The organism is Bacillus sp. ISL-77 (assembly GCF_018613105.1).
In genome coordinates this window covers 25,704-45,521 of sequence record NZ_JAGGQY010000050.1, presented here as the reverse complement: position 1 = coordinate 45,521, position 19,818 = coordinate 25,704, and the positions used below count along the sequence as shown (strand labels likewise).

General features: G+C 38.9%; 12 protein-coding genes. All 12 read left to right on the top strand.

Annotated features, from left to right (window positions below; all coding sequences use genetic code 11):
- Positions 1-212: 212 nt before the first annotated feature.
- The 12 genes from J7E77_RS31250 (at position 213) to J7E77_RS20415 (ending at position 19,781) form a co-directional block, all read left to right on the top strand.
- Complete coding sequence (locus J7E77_RS31250) at positions 213-5,279, top strand: rhamnogalacturonan lyase family protein (protein WP_214716719.1); 5,067 nt, start codon at positions 213-215, stop codon at positions 5,277-5,279.
- 364 nt (positions 5,280-5,643) lie between these two features.
- Complete coding sequence (locus tag J7E77_RS20465; protein WP_214716718.1) at positions 5,644-6,093, top strand: MFS transporter; 450 nt, start codon at positions 5,644-5,646, stop codon at positions 6,091-6,093.
- A gap of 108 nt (positions 6,094-6,201) precedes the next feature.
- A complete protein-coding gene (locus J7E77_RS20460; RefSeq protein ID WP_214716717.1) occupies positions 6,202-7,119 on the top strand; it encodes a DMT family transporter in 918 nt (305 codons plus the stop codon).
- A gap of 244 nt (positions 7,120-7,363) precedes the next feature.
- Positions 7,364-8,782 (top strand): rhamnulokinase, encoded by a 1,419-nt coding sequence (rhaB, locus tag J7E77_RS20455; RefSeq protein ID WP_214716716.1) that lies wholly within the window; start codon positions 7,364-7,366, stop codon positions 8,780-8,782.
- Positions 8,783-8,803: 21 nt separating this feature from the next.
- A complete protein-coding gene (gene rhaA, locus J7E77_RS20450) occupies positions 8,804-10,057 on the top strand; it encodes an L-rhamnose isomerase (RefSeq protein WP_214716715.1) in 1,254 nt (417 codons plus the stop codon).
- A gap of 416 nt (positions 10,058-10,473) precedes the next feature.
- Positions 10,474-11,235, top strand: coding sequence for a DeoR/GlpR family DNA-binding transcription regulator (locus tag J7E77_RS20445; RefSeq protein ID WP_214716714.1), 762 nt, complete (start codon positions 10,474-10,476; stop codon positions 11,233-11,235).
- 382 nt (positions 11,236-11,617) lie between these two features.
- Complete coding sequence (locus J7E77_RS20440; RefSeq protein WP_214716713.1) at positions 11,618-13,201, top strand: glycoside hydrolase family 43 protein; 1,584 nt, start codon at positions 11,618-11,620, stop codon at positions 13,199-13,201.
- A 67-nt stretch (positions 13,202-13,268) separates the two neighbouring features.
- A complete protein-coding gene (locus J7E77_RS20435) occupies positions 13,269-14,147 on the top strand; it encodes a sugar phosphate isomerase/epimerase family protein (RefSeq protein ID WP_214716712.1) in 879 nt (292 codons plus the stop codon).
- Between the two features lie 18 nt (positions 14,148-14,165).
- A complete protein-coding gene (locus J7E77_RS20430; protein WP_214716711.1) occupies positions 14,166-15,263 on the top strand; it encodes a Gfo/Idh/MocA family protein in 1,098 nt (365 codons plus the stop codon).
- A gap of 105 nt (positions 15,264-15,368) precedes the next feature.
- Positions 15,369-16,559 (top strand): MFS transporter, encoded by a 1,191-nt coding sequence (locus J7E77_RS20425; RefSeq protein WP_214716710.1) that lies wholly within the window; start codon positions 15,369-15,371, stop codon positions 16,557-16,559.
- Positions 16,560-16,624: 65 nt separating this feature from the next.
- On the top strand, positions 16,625-18,901 hold the full coding sequence (locus J7E77_RS20420; protein WP_214716709.1) for a glycoside hydrolase family 3 protein: 2,277 nt from the start codon (positions 16,625-16,627) through the stop codon (positions 18,899-18,901).
- Between the two features lie 37 nt (positions 18,902-18,938).
- On the top strand, positions 18,939-19,781 hold the full coding sequence (locus J7E77_RS20415) for a polysaccharide deacetylase family protein (RefSeq protein WP_214716708.1): 843 nt from the start codon (positions 18,939-18,941) through the stop codon (positions 19,779-19,781).
- Positions 19,782-19,818 lie beyond the last annotated feature (37 nt).

The following is a 19,818-nucleotide window of genomic DNA, read 5'->3' as shown; positions in this document are numbered from 1 at the left end:
CCTAATTAATAATAGGAGTAAAATCCTGTTTTTTACAATCACTGTTTATTAAACATTCATAACTGTATTTTTACTATTAAAAAGTCCAATAGGAAGCTAATATACAGTTGAAAACGCTGCCAAAACAGCGGGGAAGGAGCTGAATTTATAGTAAGTAATTAAGTGATAAAAATAGGAAAATAATGTTCAATAGGGGAGGAAAGCAAGCGAATATGAAAAAAAGCAATTCGAGGAAGTTATTTGCTGTTATTCTTAGTATTTTGTTATTAATAACCTCTGTTCCGGCTGCACCAAATCAAGTTTCCGCGGAGGCACCATCCATTTTAAAAAAATTTGATTTTGGAACACCAACAAGCGCCGTGAAAGATGGCTATTTAAAAGTTTCTTCAGACACAGCCTATTCGGCAGAAACCGGTTACGGTTTTGCTGATATCTCCAAGGTAACCTCTACAGATCGATCAACATCAGACCATTTGAATTCAGATTTTATATTAACAACTGAGACTCCCTTTAACGTAGATCTACCAAATGGTGACTATTCGGTCACAGTTATTGCTGGTGATGACACAGAAGTAACCGAAGTGGGTGTTAAGGCGGAAAATATTCAGAAAATTCAAAACACAACAATTCCAACTGGTCAACACATTGAACGGAAGTTTGAGATTGCACTCATTGATGGACAATTCAACTTTGAATTTACAGGAGCTACCCCAAAAATAAACGGAATCATCATTGAGAAAGTTTCAGAAAGAACGGCAGGAGAACTACCAACCGTTTATATTGCAGGTGACTCAACTGTTCAGACTTATGATGAATATTGGAGACCAGAAGCTGGCTGGGGCCAGATGATTCCTCGCTATTTCAGTTCAGATGTAACCTTTAAGAACCAAGCGATTGGCGGTAGAAGTACTAAGTCGTTTATAAATGAAGGCCGTTTAGATAATATTCTTAGAGAAATTAAACCAAAAGACTATTTTCTCATTCAATTTGGCCATAACGATGCAACCGTCAGTTTACCGGACCGTTATGCATCGGTACCAGATTATAAAAATTATCTAAAAACCTATATTAATGGCGCCCGCCAACGAGGTGCAACACCAATTCTTGTTACTCCTGTTGGGAGACGTGACTTTAACACAACAACTGGCAAATTTAATGTCAGCTTTCCAGAATATGTTCAGGGAATGCAAGAAGTAGCAGCAGAAATGAATGTCGACGTAGTCGATTTAAGTGCACGAAGTGTTGCCTATTACGACACCATTGGACCTGAAGGAAGTCTTTCCGTATTTTTACATACAGACCCAGGTGTTTATACTGCATTCCCAAATGGATCCCAGGATAATACACACTTTCAGGAATACGGGGCCATTCAGCTCGCACGTCTAGTATCAGATGAAATTAAAAATCTGAATATTCCACTTTCTCGGTATGTTACCGGTATAGAACCTCCTGCAACTGTTCCAGGCAAACCAACTGACGTGGAAGTAAGCAGCATTAGTAATGCTGGTGCGCTTGTAACTTGGAAATCTATAGATGGAGCTGACATTTACAGGATTTACCGAAAACTCTCCACTGACAGCGAATATAAATCGGTGGGTACCTCTACCATTCCTCAACTTAATATAACAGGAATGGAAGAAGGGAAAACCTACGACGTTTATGTTACTGCGGTTAATGGAAAAGGTGAATCCGAAATATCGGATGTGAAACAATTTACAACGAAAAAAGCAACCTTAAAATTTGACTTTGGAATCGCAGGAAGTCCTGTTGCCGAAGGATTTACTGAGGTTAATCTATCAACTTTATATACACCTCAAAGAGGCTATGGGATTGTAGATGCAACAGGTATGATTGGACGCGACCGCAAAACAGGTGACAATCTTGTTCGAGATTGGCTAGGCTATTTTAACATCGGATGGAAATTTAACGTTGATGTGCCAAACGGACTTTATGCTTTAAAAGTCTATGTTGGCGATTTAACAGGAAGTGCAAGAACCACTCTTGCCGTTGAAGGTCAGGATTATGGCACAATTTCTTCATCTAAAAATAACTATACAACTAAAGTCGTTTCTCAGGTTTCCGTTAAAGATGAACAAATGAATTTTAGTTTCGGGGGGCAAACAGGGATTGTTAACGCTGTTGAAATAACCCCAATATTGATTGCTCCGTCAAATCTTAAAGTGGATGACAAATCATTAAATGCTGAAAATCCATATGTTACTCTATCATGGAAACCAGTTGAGGATGCAGTCAAATATAATGTTTACCGAAAAGTTGCCGGGACAAGTGATTTTATATTGGTTGGCAGCTCCAAAACAACATCCTATACAGATAGTACGGTGGATGTTGGGATGGAATATCAGTATGTTGCTACAACGGTAGATAATACAGATGTGGAAACAGATCCTTCACTTCCGTTAAAAGTGGTAATGGTGGATCCATCAAAGCCAGTTCCAGCTAAACCAGGTAACCTACAGGTTGGTGAAGTAAATAAGAATGACCTTACGATTAGCTGGGATCAGGTAGAAGGAGCTATTACGTATAATGTGTACCGTTCGAAAAAGGCGAATGGAACATTTGAATTTATTGGTAAAACGAAAACTATATCTTACAAAGATGAAACTGTTTTAACAACGATTCCTTATTTTTATAAGGTTTCAGCTGTTAATGCAGGTGGAATTTCAGAGCTATCCGATAGCCTAAAAACACCAGCTGTAACTAAATTAAAAAGACAAATGGAAGACATTGACCGTGCTCCCGTTGCCATGAAAACGGAAGAAGGCGTTTTTGTCAGCTGGAGAATGCTCGGAACCGATCCTGAGGGTGTTAGCTTTAACGTCTACCGTGACGGTGAAAAGGTTAATTCTAAACCCATTACTACCAGCACCAACTATGTTGATAAAGAAGGAAAATCTAAATCAACTTATGAAGTTCGTGCGGTAATTGACGGAAAAGAAAGAAAATCAAAGGACACTACGAATGTATTAAATCAAAATTACATGGATATTCCGCTTCAAAAACCAGCGGATGGTGTGACACCACTTGGCGATCCATATTCATACCGTGCGAATGATGCAAGTATCGGTGATTTAGATGCTGATGGAAAGTATGAATTGGTGTTAAAGTGGGATCCAACCAATTCCAAGGATAACTCTCAAGCAGGCTATACCGGCAATGTATATGTAGATGCCTATGAAATGGATGGTACTTTAAAATGGCGGATTGATTTGGGTAAAAATATTCGTGCAGGTGCTCACTATTCACCGTTCCTCGTTTATGATTTTGATGGGGATGGAAAAGCAGAGATTGTTTTTAAAACGGCAGATGGCACCACGGACGGGCAGGGAACAGTAATCGGCAAAGCGGATGCAGACCACCGTAACAGCTCAGGTTACGTTCTGCAGGGTGCAGAATACTTAACTGTATTTGAGGGTGAGACTGGAAAAGCACTTACTACAACTGATTACGAACCACCACGAGGTGACGTTGGTGCTTGGGGTGACAGCTATGGTAATCGTGTTGATCGTTTCCTTGCTGCGGTTGCTTATTTAGATGGCGAAACTCCAAGTATAATCATGGCACGTGGATATTATACAAGAACCGTACTTACTGCTTATCAATTTAAAAAAGGAAAATTGACAAAGCAGTGGCTTTTCGATTCCAACGATGAAGAGCATAGAGACTATGCAGGACAAGGTTACCATAACTTAAGTGTTGCTGATATCGATAAGGATGGTAAAGATGAAATCGTTTACGGTCAGGCAGTAATCGATGATGATGGTAAGGGCATATATACAACCGGTTTAGGACATGGGGATGCACAGCATGTGAGTGATCTTGATCCAACAAGACCAGGGCTTGAAGTTTTTGCTGTGCAGGAGCATACAGATAGTCCGTATGGATATGACATGCGCGATGCAGAAACTGGCGAAATTTTATGGGGTGTGAAAACAGGCCAGGATACAGGTCGCGGAGTTGCGGCAGATATTGACCCAAGGTATGAGGGTGCAGAAGCATGGGCAATTTCAGGTGCCTGGAACAGCCAGGTTGGGGGACTCTATAGTGCACAAGGACAAAAAATTTCCGAAAACATTCCTTCTAGTAACTTTGCAATTTGGTGGGATGGAGACTTATCTCGTGAGCTAGTAGACCACAAATGGAATGATACCACGTCAAAAGGTGTTGGAACCATAGACAAATGGGATTATGAAAATAATAAGCTAGTAAATATTCTTACCGTCGAAGGAACGCAATCTAATAACGGTACAAAAGGAAATCCGGTCTTACAGGCTGATTTGTTTGGTGACTGGAGAGAAGAAATCATTTGGAGAACGGATGATAGCAGTGCCTTAAAGGTGTACATGACAACAGAGGAAACAGAAAATAGAATTTACACCTTAATGAATGACCCTCAGTATCGATTATCAATTGCTTGGCAAAATGTCGGCTATAACCAGCCGCCGCATACTAGCTTCTTCCTTGGAACAGGCATGTCGAAGCCTCCTGTACCAAGCATTGATGTAGTAGAAATACCAGATGTGAATGCACCTGAAACCGAACATGAGGTAAGAGGGGAAGTACAGGAAGGCTGGTATCATAATCCGGTCACAGTGAATTTGACTGGATATGACTATCAATCTGGTATTAAAGCAACTTATTTTTCATTAAATGGTTCTGCAGAACAGGAAGGCAATACCGTAAGCATAACAGAGGATGGCCGACAGGTTCTTGAATATTGGAGTGTTGATAAAGCCGGTAACATCGAACCCAAGAAAACCGTTGAAATTAACATAGACAAATCGGCTCCAGATATTACCTTCACAGTGGAGGACGGTACAGAATTCAAAGTGGACACAGTTATGAGTATTACTTGTAAAGTAGCAGACGAGTTATCAGGAGTTGCCTCCTCAACATGTGAGGATGTTTCTATACCTGCCTATGAGCTTGGTTTAGGAAGCCATACATTTAAGGCTGATGCTCAAGACGTTGCTGGCAACAGATTGACTAAATCAGTAACGATTCATGTCGTTGTTGATTTTGATAGTCTAGGAAGACTTACCGGGTTCTTCTTAACAGAAACGAGCGGAGATCGTAATATCTTAGGCTCATTAACTGCAAAACTTAATTCGGCAAAAGCTTCTGAGGAAAAAGGGAACAAGGGTGCAAGAGATGGTCAACTAAATGCTTATATCAACGAAGTTAAAGCAAAAACGAATAAAGACTTCACAGAAAAACAAGCGCAAATATTAAAACAGTATGCTGAATCATTGATGAAATAAAAATAAAACAGGGTTCCAAAGAACTGATCATTCTTTGGGACCCTGTTTTTTGTTATTAATCATACTACTAATTAGCGAATCACAAGTGGACACCACAGTATAGCACCTCTACTCACTACATCCACGCTCTTAATTGTGAGGATTTATTAAATTCTTATAAGACTACATAGTAACTTTTAACCATGAACATTAAATAAGCAGGCAATTATTGATAGATAAATTTCTACTATTCTAAAAACCATGTTTGAAATGGATAGGAATTAAGTCACATATGGCTATAGTTATCGATTAGAGTCTCCAATACACTAAATTATAGAAGCGCTTTCAATTTGTAAAAAAATAAAAAAGGAAAGAAGGTTAGAAAATGAATTCTAATATAATTAAAACACCTTTTCCACGTTTAATTGCAGGTATTTCTATTGGAAGCTTTGGTTATAATCTTGCTCTCATAACTCCTTTAGCATTCCTGCATACAGTAAAGCTAGCTATGCTTGATCCTGCAAGCGTTACTAAAAACTTTAGTATCCTTGGTTTGATGACTGGCGTAATTGGTATTTTAAGTCAATATATGGACGGTGTTATAAGCGATAGGACTACATGGAAATTAGGACGCCGGCGCCCTTGGATTTTGTTGGGTTCCATTGGAGGAGCCGTGGCACTTTACGGGGTTGGAGCTGCTAAATCCTTTACGATGGTTCTATTGTTTTGGGCATTAGCGAAAATCACGCTAAGTTTTATGAGAACTGCCTTAACAGCATTAATTCCCGATCAAGTGCCGGCAGCAAACAAGGAAATTCTAATCCATTTAACTTAGGAAAGAGGAATGAAAATTCCCTTTGATAATTCTTTCGATAAGCGAAATACCATGCTATACTAATAAAAGTCACCAAAAAAACATTTTGAGAAGGGTTGTCTTTGGTAAATGTCGAGTAGTATGATAAAAGCTTTTATTAGTCTCTTTGTGGTTTCTGTTTTATGGGGGTGTAATTATCCTGTCAGTTCCTATTTACTGCAAGGATTTTCACCTGTTTTTTTATCAACCGTTCGAATTTGCTTTACCTCACTTTTTTTGATAATCGTAGCCATGATTCATAAAGGAATGAAGCGTCCCACCATTTCAGAGTGGAAATACCTCATTGGTGTTGGAATCTTTGGAACCCTGTTAAATCAAACCTTCTACTTTACGGGTCTCCATCATACAACACCAGCTAACGCCTCATTAATAATTTCCTTGGCACCGATAGCGACAATTTTATTGGAACGAATCATCTTTAAGGTCAAGTTTACCATTAAAAAATCGGCAGGAGCCATTATTAGTTTAATTGGTGTTTTTTCAATTATTGGTGTTGCAAATGGCGGGTTGGGAATCTCATGGGGAGATTTTAACATACTAATCGCCATGCTTTGCCTCTCGATTAGTATATTATTTATCCGAGGTTTATCAAAAACTATGAACACATTTATTATTACGATATACTCAACCGTACTAGGAAGTGTACTAATGATTCCTGCTGCCGGAGTCGAAAACTTTGTGAGCGGCTCTGTCATCAGCCATTCTCTTTTTATGTGGATTTTGTTAATTTTTGCTGGGATCATGGCTCAAGGTATTGCTGGGTTTTGGTGGAATAAAGGCGTAGCTAAAGTTGGTGCAGGTACAGCTTCAATGTTCATGAATATCCAGCCGTTTGTCGCCATCCTAGCCTCTCATTTTATTTTAGGGAATCATATCTTGCTGAATCAAATCATTGGCGGTATTTTGGTATTACTAGGCGTATTTATTGCAAATATGCCATCGGCAAAAACCGTGGTTTCTACTGGGTCAAATAAAGCGGTAATGTAAAGAGTCCTCCAACTGATTGTCTAAAAAGGTCGATCTTTAACAAAAACTATCAATACATCCAGAGAAAAGGAAAGGGATTATGGGATGAAAACACCACAGAAAAATTCTGTGGTGTTTTTTTGTATTTAAGAATTAAGGTTGGCAAATAAGGACAATAAATTGGTCGAATTACGTTATAGGAAAATCGTATTTTTCTAGTAAGATAGAGATATCAGAAAGCGTTTCCAACCGAGAGGTGATGTTAATGACAAAATACAGTATTGCTGTAGATATTGGTGCATCAAGCGGCCGGCTTATACTAGGATATTTAGAAAATGGGTTATTAAGACTAGATGAAATTCATCGTTTTGAAAACCAAATTGTCAAAAAAGGTGGCTCCTATTGCTGGGAAGCCGATAAGCTTTTTCAAGAAATCAAAAATGGCTTAAAAAAGTGCAATGAGCTTGGCATAAAACCCGACAGTATCGGAATTGATACGTGGGCCGTCGATTTTGTGTTATTGGATGAAAAGAATCAACCATTAACTGAAGCTGTATCTTATCGTGACCCAAGAACAGACGGAATGATGGAGCAAGTTTTTGAAAAAATCATAAAGGAACGCCTTTATCTAGAAACAGGCATCCAGTTCCAAAAGTTTAATACAATCTATCAATTGTATTCGATTAAACAAAGTTCTCCAGAAATCCTAGATAAAGCAAAATCATTCTTAATGATTCCAGATTACTTCAATTATTTACTGACAGGAAAAAAAGCAAACGAATATACAAACGCTACATCTACGCAACTGGTCAATGCTTTTACGAAAAAATGGGATCATGATTTATTAGATATATTGGGAATTAATAAAGAAATGTTCCATGAAATTAAGACACCTAAGACCGTCCTTGGAACATTAAAAGAAGAACTAGTTTCAGAGTTAGGCTTTGATCTCCAAGTGATACTTCCGGCAACACACGATACAGGCTCCGCCGTTATTGCTGTCCCAGAAGAGGATGCATCGATTTACATCAGCTCTGGTACATGGTCTTTAATTGGGGTAGAAAACTACTTCCCGATCTGTGTAACTAAAGCTCTGGATTATAATTTCACAAACGAGGGCGGAATTGATTATCAATACCGGTTTTTAAAAAATATCATGGGTCTTTGGATGATTCAAGAGGTAAAACGCAACTACAATAATGAATATTCTTTTGCTGAGCTTGTTGATATGGCTAGAGAAGCAAAGGATTTTAAGGCAGTAGTTAACGTCAATGATGACCGTTTCTTAAAACCAGAGAACATGGTCCAGGAAATCATGAATTATTGTGTGGAAACAGGTCAGTCGATTCCTAGCACACCTGGAGAAGTCGCAAAGTGCGTATATGATAGTTTAGCAGTTAGCTATCAGGATGCCGTTCACGAAATTGAAGAAATTTTTGAAAAGAGATTTGAAAAAATCAATGTCATCGGCGGCGGCTGTCAAAATGAAATGTTAAATCAACTTGTCGCTGATGTAACGAAGAAAGAAGTATATGCAGGACCTATTGAAGCGACTGCGATCGGTAATATCGTAGCTCAGTTAATGGCCCTCGATGAAATTCAAGATATTAAAGAAGCACGCACGATTGTTAAAAAATCATTTGAGGTAAAGAAATATTTGCCAACTGCACCGATTACAAACTAACCATGGAGAGGAAGAAAATACATGTCTATTCAAGAAAACTTTGAACTTGCTAAGAAGGCTTATGAAAAATGGGGAATTAATGTTGATGAAGTAATCGAAACTTTAAAAAATGTTCCGATTTCGATTCATTGCTGGCAAGGTGACGATATCGGTGGATTTGAAGTAAATCCTAACGAATTATCTGGTGGAATTTCCGTTACGGGAAATTATCCAGGTAAGGCATCGACACCTGAAGAATTAAGAGCAGACTTAGAAAAAGCACTTTCCTTGATTCCAGGTAAACATCGCGTCAATTTACATGCCATTTATGCGGAAACTAATGGAGAAGTTGTGGAAAGAGATCAATTAAAGCCAAAGCACTTCGAAAACTGGGTGAAATGGGCAAAGGAAAATGGTTTAGGTTTGGACTACAACCCAACGCTGTTTTCACATCCCAATGCAAATGATGGCTTGACGCTTTCTCATCCAAACGAAGAAATCCGTGAATTCTGGATCAATCACTGCATTGGCAGCCGTAAAATTGGTGAGTACTTCGGTAAAGAACTTGGTACACCTGCCTTAACAAATATTTGGATTCCGGATGGCTATAAGGATATTCCTAGTGACCGCCTGACTCCAAGAAAAAGACTAAAAGAATCATTAGATAAGATTTTTGCAGTTGAAGTTGATGAAAGATATAATCTGGATGCAGTAGAGAGTAAAGTATTTGGACTTGGCTCAGAATCTTACGTAGTGGGTTCTCATGAATTTTATCTAAATTATGCAATGAAAAATGATAAATTATGCTTACTGGATACAGGACACTATCATCCAACCGAAACAGTATCCAATAAAATTTCATCAATGCTTTTGTTTAGCGAAAAGCTTGCCCTTCACGTTTCAAGACCCGTACGTTGGGACAGTGACCATGTTGTTATCCTTGATGATGAATTAAAAGAAATCGCATTAGAAATTGTACGTAATGACGCGTTAGACCGTGTCATCATCGGTCTTGACTTCTTTGATGCAAGCATTAACCGTGTTGCTGCTTGGACAATTGGTACACGCAACATGATCAAGGCATTACTCTCTGCAATGTTAGTACCAAATGAACACTTAAAACAACTTCAAGAAGAAGGAAACTTCACAGAAAGATTAGCGTTAATGGAAGAATTCAAGACCTATCCATTTGGTGCAGTTTGGGACTTTTACTGTGAAAAAATGGGCGTTCCAGTAAAAGAATCTTGGTTAGAAGAAGTAAAAGCGTATGAGCAAGAGGTTTTATTAAAAAGATAAGTGGATTTATTAGGGGAGGACTCAAATAGGAGGTTTAAGTTGCTATTTTAGAGAAAGCTGCGACTGGTATCACAAAACCACCTGGTATTTTTGCAACGAGAGCAAGAAGTTTGAAAGAATTGGTAGAATTACAGAGGTAAATCTGACTGTTGATAAAGTAAAAGACATTATTGACGAGTTAAATAAGCTTGAATTGGAAGCAGTTTTAGTAAATTCATAATAAATCTAACAAGCCAATCTTCTTGACGATTGGCTTGTTTTTTGCAAAAACAAAAATTTCTCCTTGTTGAATCTTTCATTCCAACTTTTATATGTTTGTTTTTCAAAAATATATGTTATAGTTATAGTGAGAATGAATAAAAAACAAATACAAAACAACATAAATAAAAATTTCGGGGCAGGAAGGGGCAGAATAAGTGCTTGTTGCAGAAAGACAAAAAAAGATTGTCGAATTGGTTAATGAACGATTAAGTATTCGGGTGACTGAGCTTAGCAAGATTTTCTCTGTTACAGAGGAAACGATTCGTCGTGATCTTGAAAAGCTTGAAAAGGAAAATTTATTAATGCGCTCCCATGGCGGTGCGGTTAGTATTGAGAAAGATCAATCGGAGACCTCCTATTTGGAAAGAGAGATTACGAATGCTGCTGAAAAGAAAGCGATAGCAAGAGCAGCCGTTCAATCTATTGAGTCTGGGGACCAAATTGTTCTGGATGCAAGTACTACCGCATGGTATGTCGCAAAGGAACTGCCAGATATGCCTTTAACCGTCCTTACAAATTCAATAAAGGTGGCCATCGAGCTTAGTAAAAAGGAACAAATAAAAGTGATTTCCACTGGAGGAACGTTATTGTCACAATCCCTTTCATATGTTGGGCCACTTGCTGAGCGCTCCCTTGCGATGTATCACGTTAACAAAGCCTTCCTTTCCTGTAAAGGGGTACATCTTGATAAAGGGCTAAGTGACTTTAATGAATTGCAAGCGTTATTAAAAAAGCAGATGATGGAAATAGCCGATGAAACCATTCTAATGGTTGATTCCAGCAAATTTGGGACTCGTGCTTTTTCGCATATTTCACCAGTTTCTAACATCGATTGCATTATTACCGATTCAAATATAAATGAAGAAACTAGAATCGAGTTGGAAGAAAAAAAGATAAAGTTAGTAATTATAAACTAGCAGGCCAAGTCAGGTCTGTTTTTTTATACACTTATTTCAAAAATTTTAAAGAAGAGACAGAAAAGGAAAATAAACTCTCCAGTCAGAAACATATCGAACGGTTACTTAGAATCACTTCCTACGTGAAAGAGCATGAAATGTAAGCTGAAACAGGGCTAGAACAAGCCAAACATTAAAACGTGTATGGCTTGTTTGATTTGTCTCTGTGAGTTATTTTGATTTTTTTAAAAAGTCGGAATTTTGAAAGGAATTAGTCGGATTTACAGTAGGAAAGGGTTTTCATTTGTTTTATCTTTAATATAGAACAGAATATCTAAAATTTCTCCTGCAAATAAATCATTACAAAATAAGATTCGTAATGAAAAGAGGATGTGACAATGAAATGAAATATTCAAATCCAGTTATTAGCGGATTTCACCCTGATCCAAGTGTTTGCAGAGTTGGCGAAGATTATTATTTGGTTACCAGTTCGTTTGAATTTTTTCCAGGCATTCCGATTTTTCATAGTACCGATTTAGTCAATTGGAAACAGATTGGCCATGTATTGACGCGCGAAAGTCAGCTTCCGCTCACCCGCATTCATAGAATGGGACCTTCACAAGGAATATTCGCTCCAACAATCCGTTATCATAATGGACACTTTTATGTGATTACAACCAATATCACAACAAATAAGAATTTTTATGTTCATGCCGAACAGCCAGAAGGTCCTTGGTCCGAGCCAATAGTCGTTGAGGGCTGGGGTGGAATTGATCCGTCCTTATATTTCGATGAAGATGGGAAAGTTTATTTGAGTGGAACAAGCTCTTTTGGTTCCAGTGAACCTGTAGGAATCTATCAGGCTGAGCTTGATATTGATTCTGGACAGCTGTTAACAGAGCGTCAGTTAAATTGGAAAGGAACAGGGGGCAGCTCTCCGGAAGGGCCGCATCTATTTAAAATAAATGGATGGTATTATTTAATGATTTCGGAGGGCGGTACAGAATATGGCCATATGGTAACGATTGCAAGAAGCAGAAGTCCTTACGGGCCTTTTGAGAGCAATCCCAATAACCCAATCCTGTCGAATCGGAGTACTGATGAACCAATTCAAGCCACCGGTCATGCAGATTTTGTCCAAGCAGGGGACGGTACTTGGTGGTCTGTGTTTTTAGGGATCAGACCTGTGGGCTATCCAAAACGTCATCACCTTGGGCGTGAAACCAATCTTGCTTCAGTCCATTGGACAGAGGAAGGGTGGCCCATTATTGGAGCAGCAGGACGAGCAGAATTGGTGAATGAAGCCAGATTACTTCCATTAGATCAATCTCATCCATGGCAGGAAAAAGAAAATTTTGATAACGCTTTCCTTTCGCCAGTTTGGAATTTTTACCGTAATCCGATTGCAGGCTCTTGGTCAGTAACGGAACGATCTGGTTGGTTAACACTACATGGTCAATCTTCCACATTGAATGATTCAGGATCTCTCACATTTGTTGGCCGCAGGCAGCAGCATTTTAACTGTGAGATTTCGGCCCTTATGGAATTTATCCCAAATGAAGATGGAGAGGAAGCAGGCCTTACCGTATTTATGAACGAGAATTATCATTATGAAATTGCTAGAGCACTTAAGGAAGGAAAGTCTATTATATTATTCCGCCGCCGAATTGGCAGCCTGTGGAAGGTAGAAGCAGAAGTAGAGTATGACGAGCCGACCGTTGTCTTTGGAATTCAAGCAGATGACTTTAGTTTTACCTTTTCTTTTACATCCTCGAGTGGAGAAAAAATCACTTTGGGTAAAGGGGAAAGTTCTATACTTGCGACTGAAGTTGCTGGGGGTTTTACGGGCTTATTTTTTGGAATGTATGCGACTGGAAATGGCAAGATTTCTACTGCACCTGCCCATTTTGATTATTTTAACTATGTACGAGGTGAAGATTCAAAAACTGATTTACTAACAGCATTAATAGGTGCATCAGTAGATTAATAACTAATAAAGTTATCAGCCAATGAATGTTTTAAACGACGAATCTAAAAAAAAAGGGGAAGTAAAAATGACAATGGAAATTGGATTAAATTTATTTTCAGTATTTAGAGAGTTAAACGAGGATTATTTCCGTACGTTAGAAAAGGTAGCTCAAATAGGGTACAAAAATATAGAGTTGATTTCTGCTAATTTTTCTACAGGCGAGCGCTTTACGGATACCTTTTCCCTACCAGTCATCAAACAGAAGTTTGACGAGCTAGGATTAAAAGCGTTTGCAGCACATGAAGGTGTTGCCCCTGGTAAAGCGTTACTAGATGTTGATTGGGATAAGATTATTCAAGAAAATGCAACACTTGGATGTCAGTCTATTGTTTTCCCGATGGCTTTTATATCAGGCCGTGAGGATACCCTTCAAACAGCCGAACATCTAAATCAAATAGGAAAAAAGTGCAAAGAAGCGGGGATGAACTTTTACTATCATAACCATGCGCATGAGTTTAAGAGAATAGGAGAAACATCCTTATTTGAACTTTTAGTTGAAAATACCGATCCAGCGAACGTGAAATTTGAGCTGGACCTCGTTTGGGTTATGAGAGGAGGATATGATCCTCTTGCATTGCTTGAGAAATTGGGGAATCGCTGCGACATGATCCATCAGAAGGACTTAGGCAAACATGTAAATCCAGTTAGTATATTTACCGCATCGAGCCAAGAAGAAAGCAATGACCTGATGAAAATATATACAGAGTATGTGAAGCCAAATGATTTTGTCAATCTCGGAACTGGTATCGTTAATTTTCAAGAAACCTATCAAAAACTTAATGAATTGGGATACATCCGTTATGCAATTGTGGAAAACGAAGGACAGCTAGGCGATAAATTTACAAGCATTTCGGGGGATTTAACAGTAATGGAGAAATCTGTAAAAGGTCTTATCAAAAATTAATTAAGAGGAGTGTTCCTAATGTCTAAAAAGTTAAATATTGGAATCATCGGTTGTGGCGGAATTGCCAATCAAAAGCACATGCCTTCATTGGCAAAGCTTGGTCATTTAGGAGAAATGACTGCATTTTGCGACGTGGTAGAGGATAGAGCCGTTAAAGCAGCACAGCAATTTGGCACAGAAGAAGCAAAAGTTTATACCAATTATAAGGAGTTATTACAGGAAGACTCGATTGATGTTGTTCATGTACTTACTCCAAATCTGCAACACTCCTTTATCACTGTTGATGCACTAGAAGCAGGAAAGCATGTCATGTGCGAAAAGCCAATGGCCATCAATTCTAAAGAAGCCGAAGAAATGATTGATGCAGCCAATCGAACAGGAAAGAAGCTTACAATAGGTTACCAAAACCGTTTTCGTGATGACTCGGAAGTATTGTACAAAGCTTCAAGAGAAGGTGAATTCGGCGATATTTATTTTGCTAAGGCGCATGCCATTAGAAGAAGAGCGGTTCCTACATGGGGGGTGTTTCTTGATGTAGAACAACAAGGTGGCGGACCATTAATCGACATCGGTACACATGCATTGGATTTGACGCTTTGGTGTATGGACAATTACAAACCGCAATCTGTAACAGGTTCCGTTTTCCATAAGCTTGCAGATAAACATGAAGGAAATTTGTTCGGACCATGGGACCCAGAAACATATAGGGTAGAAGATTCAGCGTTTGGATTTATTAAAATGGAAAATGGGGCCACGATCATTTTAGAATGTTCTTGGGCATTAAATACAACGGATGTTCGAGAAGCAATGGCAACCTTATGTGGCACAGAAGGTGGTGCTGAAATGAAAGCATTACCAAATTCACCTACAAGTGAGTTAGTTTTCAATGGCACAAAATACGGGAAGTTGGTTGAAACGAAACCTGCCACAGGCGGAGGAATTGCTTATTTTGATGCAGGAGCAGAGGAGCCTGGAGTAAAAGAGGCGAGACAGTGGCTGGAATGCATTATTAATGATACAGAACCACTTGTTAAACCGGAACAAGCATTAGTTGTCACACAAATTTTAGAGGCGATATATACCTCAGCAAAGACAGGAAAAACAATAGACTTTTAACAAACGGGCAAACAAGAATAAGAAAATGGGGGATTTTAGATCCTCCTTTTTCCTACCTGTTTCTGAGCAAAAAGGTGATTCTCTAATTAAAGGAGTAAAAAATTCGTGTCGAATACACCATCGTTATGGAACAAAACCTTTTTTATTATCATGTTTGCTAATGCATTTGCCTTTTTCGCATTTGATCTATTGCTGCCAACTCTCCCGCTCTTTTTGGCAAAACATGGGGGACTCGATATATCTCAAATAGGATTAATCATTGGCAGTTTTACTTTTTCGGCCATTATCATTCGTCCTTTTACTGAATTTTTTACCAATAAATTTGGAAAAAAGAAAACATTAGTAGTCTCTATCCTTATTTGTTTAATCGCCTCTCTAGGTTATTACTTTGGGACAAACTTCATCCTTGCACTTTCCATTCGTATTCTGCATGGTTTCGGGTTTGGTCTTGCTGTCACGATTCTTTCCACTTTAGCAGCGGAGATTATTCCAAAACAAAGAAGGGGCGAAGGGATGGGTATGCTTGGGAATGGTACAACGATTGCTTTAGCATTATCGCCATTTGTTGGGATATGGCTGTTTAATTCCTATAATCCAATCATATTATTCGGTACCGCAGGAGTTAGTTTACTAATCTTCCTGTTTTGTATTAGTTTCATTTCTTTCCCCGAAAGTGTGATCAATTCCAATCAAAAAGAAACATCATTCCTAAAATCATTGATTGAACCTTCTGCTATTTTTCCTAGCTTCTTGATGCTTTTATTTGGCATATGCATGGGTGGAGTCATTAGTTTTATGGCACTTTATGCAAAAGAGTTAGAGATAGAAGGAGTGGAATGGTTTTATTTTGTAAATACGGTTAGTGGATTCTTAATCCGTTTCATTTCAGGAAAAGTATTTGACCGTAAAGGACATGCTTGGGTGTTAGTTCCAAGTTCGATCTCAGTCATCATTGGTTTTGTATTAATATATCAAACTACTACTTTAAGTGATTTAATCATTGCTGCAATCCTATATGGGATGGGTACAGGATCATTATTCCCTTCTCTCCAAGCCTGGGCACTGAATAATACGAAGCCTGAACGGTATACGAAAGTAACCGCCATGTTTTTTAATTCATTTGACTTAGGAATTGGAGGAGGGTCTGCCGTTCTTGGTTTGATTGCGGCAAAAACAAATTATGGTTCTATTTATTTGTTTTCAGCCTTCGTAATGGTATTTTTTCTCCTTGTCTATTGTTCCGTATTATTTTTAAACAAACAAAACATGGTGAGAATTCAGAAAAGAGCAAATTGAATATAGTGAGCCACTTTAGAAATGAAGATCGTCACTACTACACTGTTTTCATTGGAGGATTTTAAATGAAAGATATTAAAACAAAAATCGATACTGAAGACCAAATCAAATTTGTAGAAAATAGCGGTGGCCCAACGTTGGGTTATTCCGAAACTTCCGGAGTTACCATCATCCAAAAAGATGGCCACTTTTTTAAGGATTTAAACAAAGATGGAAAAATAGATAAGTATGAAGACTGGAGGCTAACTCCAGAGGAGAGAGCAAAGGACTTGGCTTCAAAGATGACAATTGAGCAAATCGCGGGACTCATGTTATATAGTAGGCATCAAGCAGTTCCTGCAGGGAGTAAGGGTTGGTTTGCTGGTACGTACGGGGGTAAGTCCTACGAAGAAAGCGGTGCAAATCCATGGGACTTAACCGATGAACAAATCGAGTTTCTTTCTAAAGATAATTTAAGACATATCCTCGTAACTACGGTCGAAAGCCCTGAGACTGCTGTGCGATGGAATAACAATATTCAGGCTTTTGCAGAAGGGACAGGGCTTGGTATCCCAGCAAACAACAGCTCAGATCCACGCCATGGTTCAGATTCAAGTACCGAATTTAATGCGGGAGCGGGCGGCAACATTTCTATGTGGCCTGAGCCACTTGGTCTTGCGGCAACATTTAATCCAGATGTGGCAGAAAGATTTGGAGAAATAGCCTCAAAGGAGTACCGGGCTTTAGGCATTACAACTGCACTATCCCCGCAAATCGATATTGCAACAGATCCGCGTTGGTTCCGTTTTAATGGAACGTTTGGGGAAGATTCACAGCTTTCCACTGATATGGCTCAAGCTTATGTGGAAGGATTTCAGAATTCAGCAGGTGTTAAAGAAATTGCCGAAGGCTGGGGTTATGACAGCGTAAACGCAATGGTAAAACATTGGCCGGGAGGAGGCTCTGGCGAAGGTGGAAGGGATGCACACTATGGATATGGTAAGTTTGCAGTCTATCCAGGTGGAAACTTTGAAGAACATTTAATTCCTTTCATAAAAGGTGCCTTTAACTTGCCTGGTAAAACAAAGATGGCATCAGCCGTAATGCCATATTACACCATTTCAGTTGATCAAGATCCTGTAAATGGAGAAAATGTCGGTAATTCTTACAACTCTTATTTAATCAATGATTTACTTCGAAAAAGATATGGATATGATGGTGTTGTTTGCACGGATTGGATCATTACTGCCGATGAACCAGAGAATATTGATACATTTGTCGGCGGGAAGCCTTGGGGTGTCGAAAATCTGTCGGTTGCTGAACGACATTATAAACTAATCATGGCGGGAGTCGATCAATTTGGAGGAAATAATGAAGTTGGTCCGATTCTAGAAGCGTTCCAAATGGGTGTTGCGGAACATGGTGAGGCACTGATGCGAAAGCGCTTTGAGGAATCAGCCGTACGTTTATTAAAAAATGTCTTTCGACTAGGTCTCTTTGAAAATCCTTATCTAAAAGTGGAAGAAACTGTTCATGAGGTTGGGAAACCAGATTATATGCAGGAAGGATATGAAGCGCAGCTCAAGTCTATCGTTATGTTGAAAAACAGGAATAACATCTTACCACTAAGTAAGGAAGGAATCGTGTATATCCCTAAAAAATATACACCTGCCGGCAAAGATTGGTTTGGTAAACCAACACCTGAAAAATTCGAATATCCAATTAATATTGATGTAGCAAGGAAATATTTTAAGGTGACGGAGAACCCTGCAGAAGCCGATTTTGGATTAGTCTTTATTAGCACTCCTAAGGCCGGAACAGGTTATAGTCATGAAGATGTAAAGGAAGGTGGAAATGGATATGTACCAATCAGCCTTCAATACAAACCTTATACGGCGATTTCCGCTCGTGAAAAAAGTCTTGCCGGTGATGCCCGAGTGGGTGATGTTTTAAACCGATCGTACAAAGGAAAAACGGTAACACCAAGTAATACCACAGATTTGGATATGGTAGTAGAAACAGTTGAAATTATGAAAGGAAAACCGGTTATTGTTTCGCTCCTGCTATCAAACCCAACGGTCGTGGAAGAATTTGAAAGAAATGTAGATTCTATCATTGTGAATTTTGGAGTACAGGATCAAGCAATTTTTGATATTTTAACAGGGAAAACTGAGCCTTCAGGTCTTCTGCCAATGCAAATGCCAGCAAATATGAAAACAATCGAAGAGCAATTGGAAGATGTTGCTCACGACATGGAATGTCATATAGACGCTGAAGGTCATGTTTATGACTTCGCATTTGGTCTTAATTGGACTGGCAGGATTCAGGATGATAGAACAAAAAAATATCAAAAAGCCAAATAAAAAACGAATCGTAATCATTAAGAATAGGAGGGAGAACATGTCAAATGAACGTTTTTTAATTCTTAATGCTGATGATTTTGGAATGTGCCATTCAACAAATGAAGCAATCTCCACACTACTAAAGGAACGGTCGATTACGTCCGCAAGCCTAATGATGACATGTCCTTGGACATTGGAAGCCGTCCGATTGGTTAAACAAAATCCTTCGATGGACGTGGGAATACATTTTACCCATACATCCGAATGGAATGTTTATAAATGGGGGCCGCTTAATTCAAATATGAATACGCTGGTGGATGAAAATGGGTATTTTCCTGCAGATACCCATACTGTTGTAAATTATGCAAATCCTGAACAGCTTCGTGAAGAAGCGATAGCCCAGATGGAATTCGCAATTAAATTAGGTCTGGACCCCACCAATATTGATAACCATATGGGAAGTATGCATCATGTCATGGACATACTGTTAGACCTTTGCGAACGATATCAATTGCCATTAAGATATGCTAAACAAGGTCACTCGCTCAGAACGCAGGCGAATCATGAAGAAATTGTCGCTCTTGCAGAAAAAAAGGGGATTCAATTACCCGACTATATAGAAATGTTACCTTTCTTTGCTCCACAAGGAGAGGAACAGGCTTATCAGATAACCAAAGAGGCGGCCATAAACTGTATCCGCTCATTAAAACCTGGAGTAACGGAATTAGTTTTCCATCCTTCCTTAGATACTAGCGAATTAAAATCGATTACGGATACTTGGCCAATGAGGCGGTTTGAATTTGATGTATTTCGGGATAAGGAAATTCAGGAATTGCTGCATTCAGAAGATATAAAGTTAATTCAATGGCGCGATCTGCGTACTCAACAAAGAACTATATAATGAATAAAACCCGAAAGATGGACACTAGGAATATGTG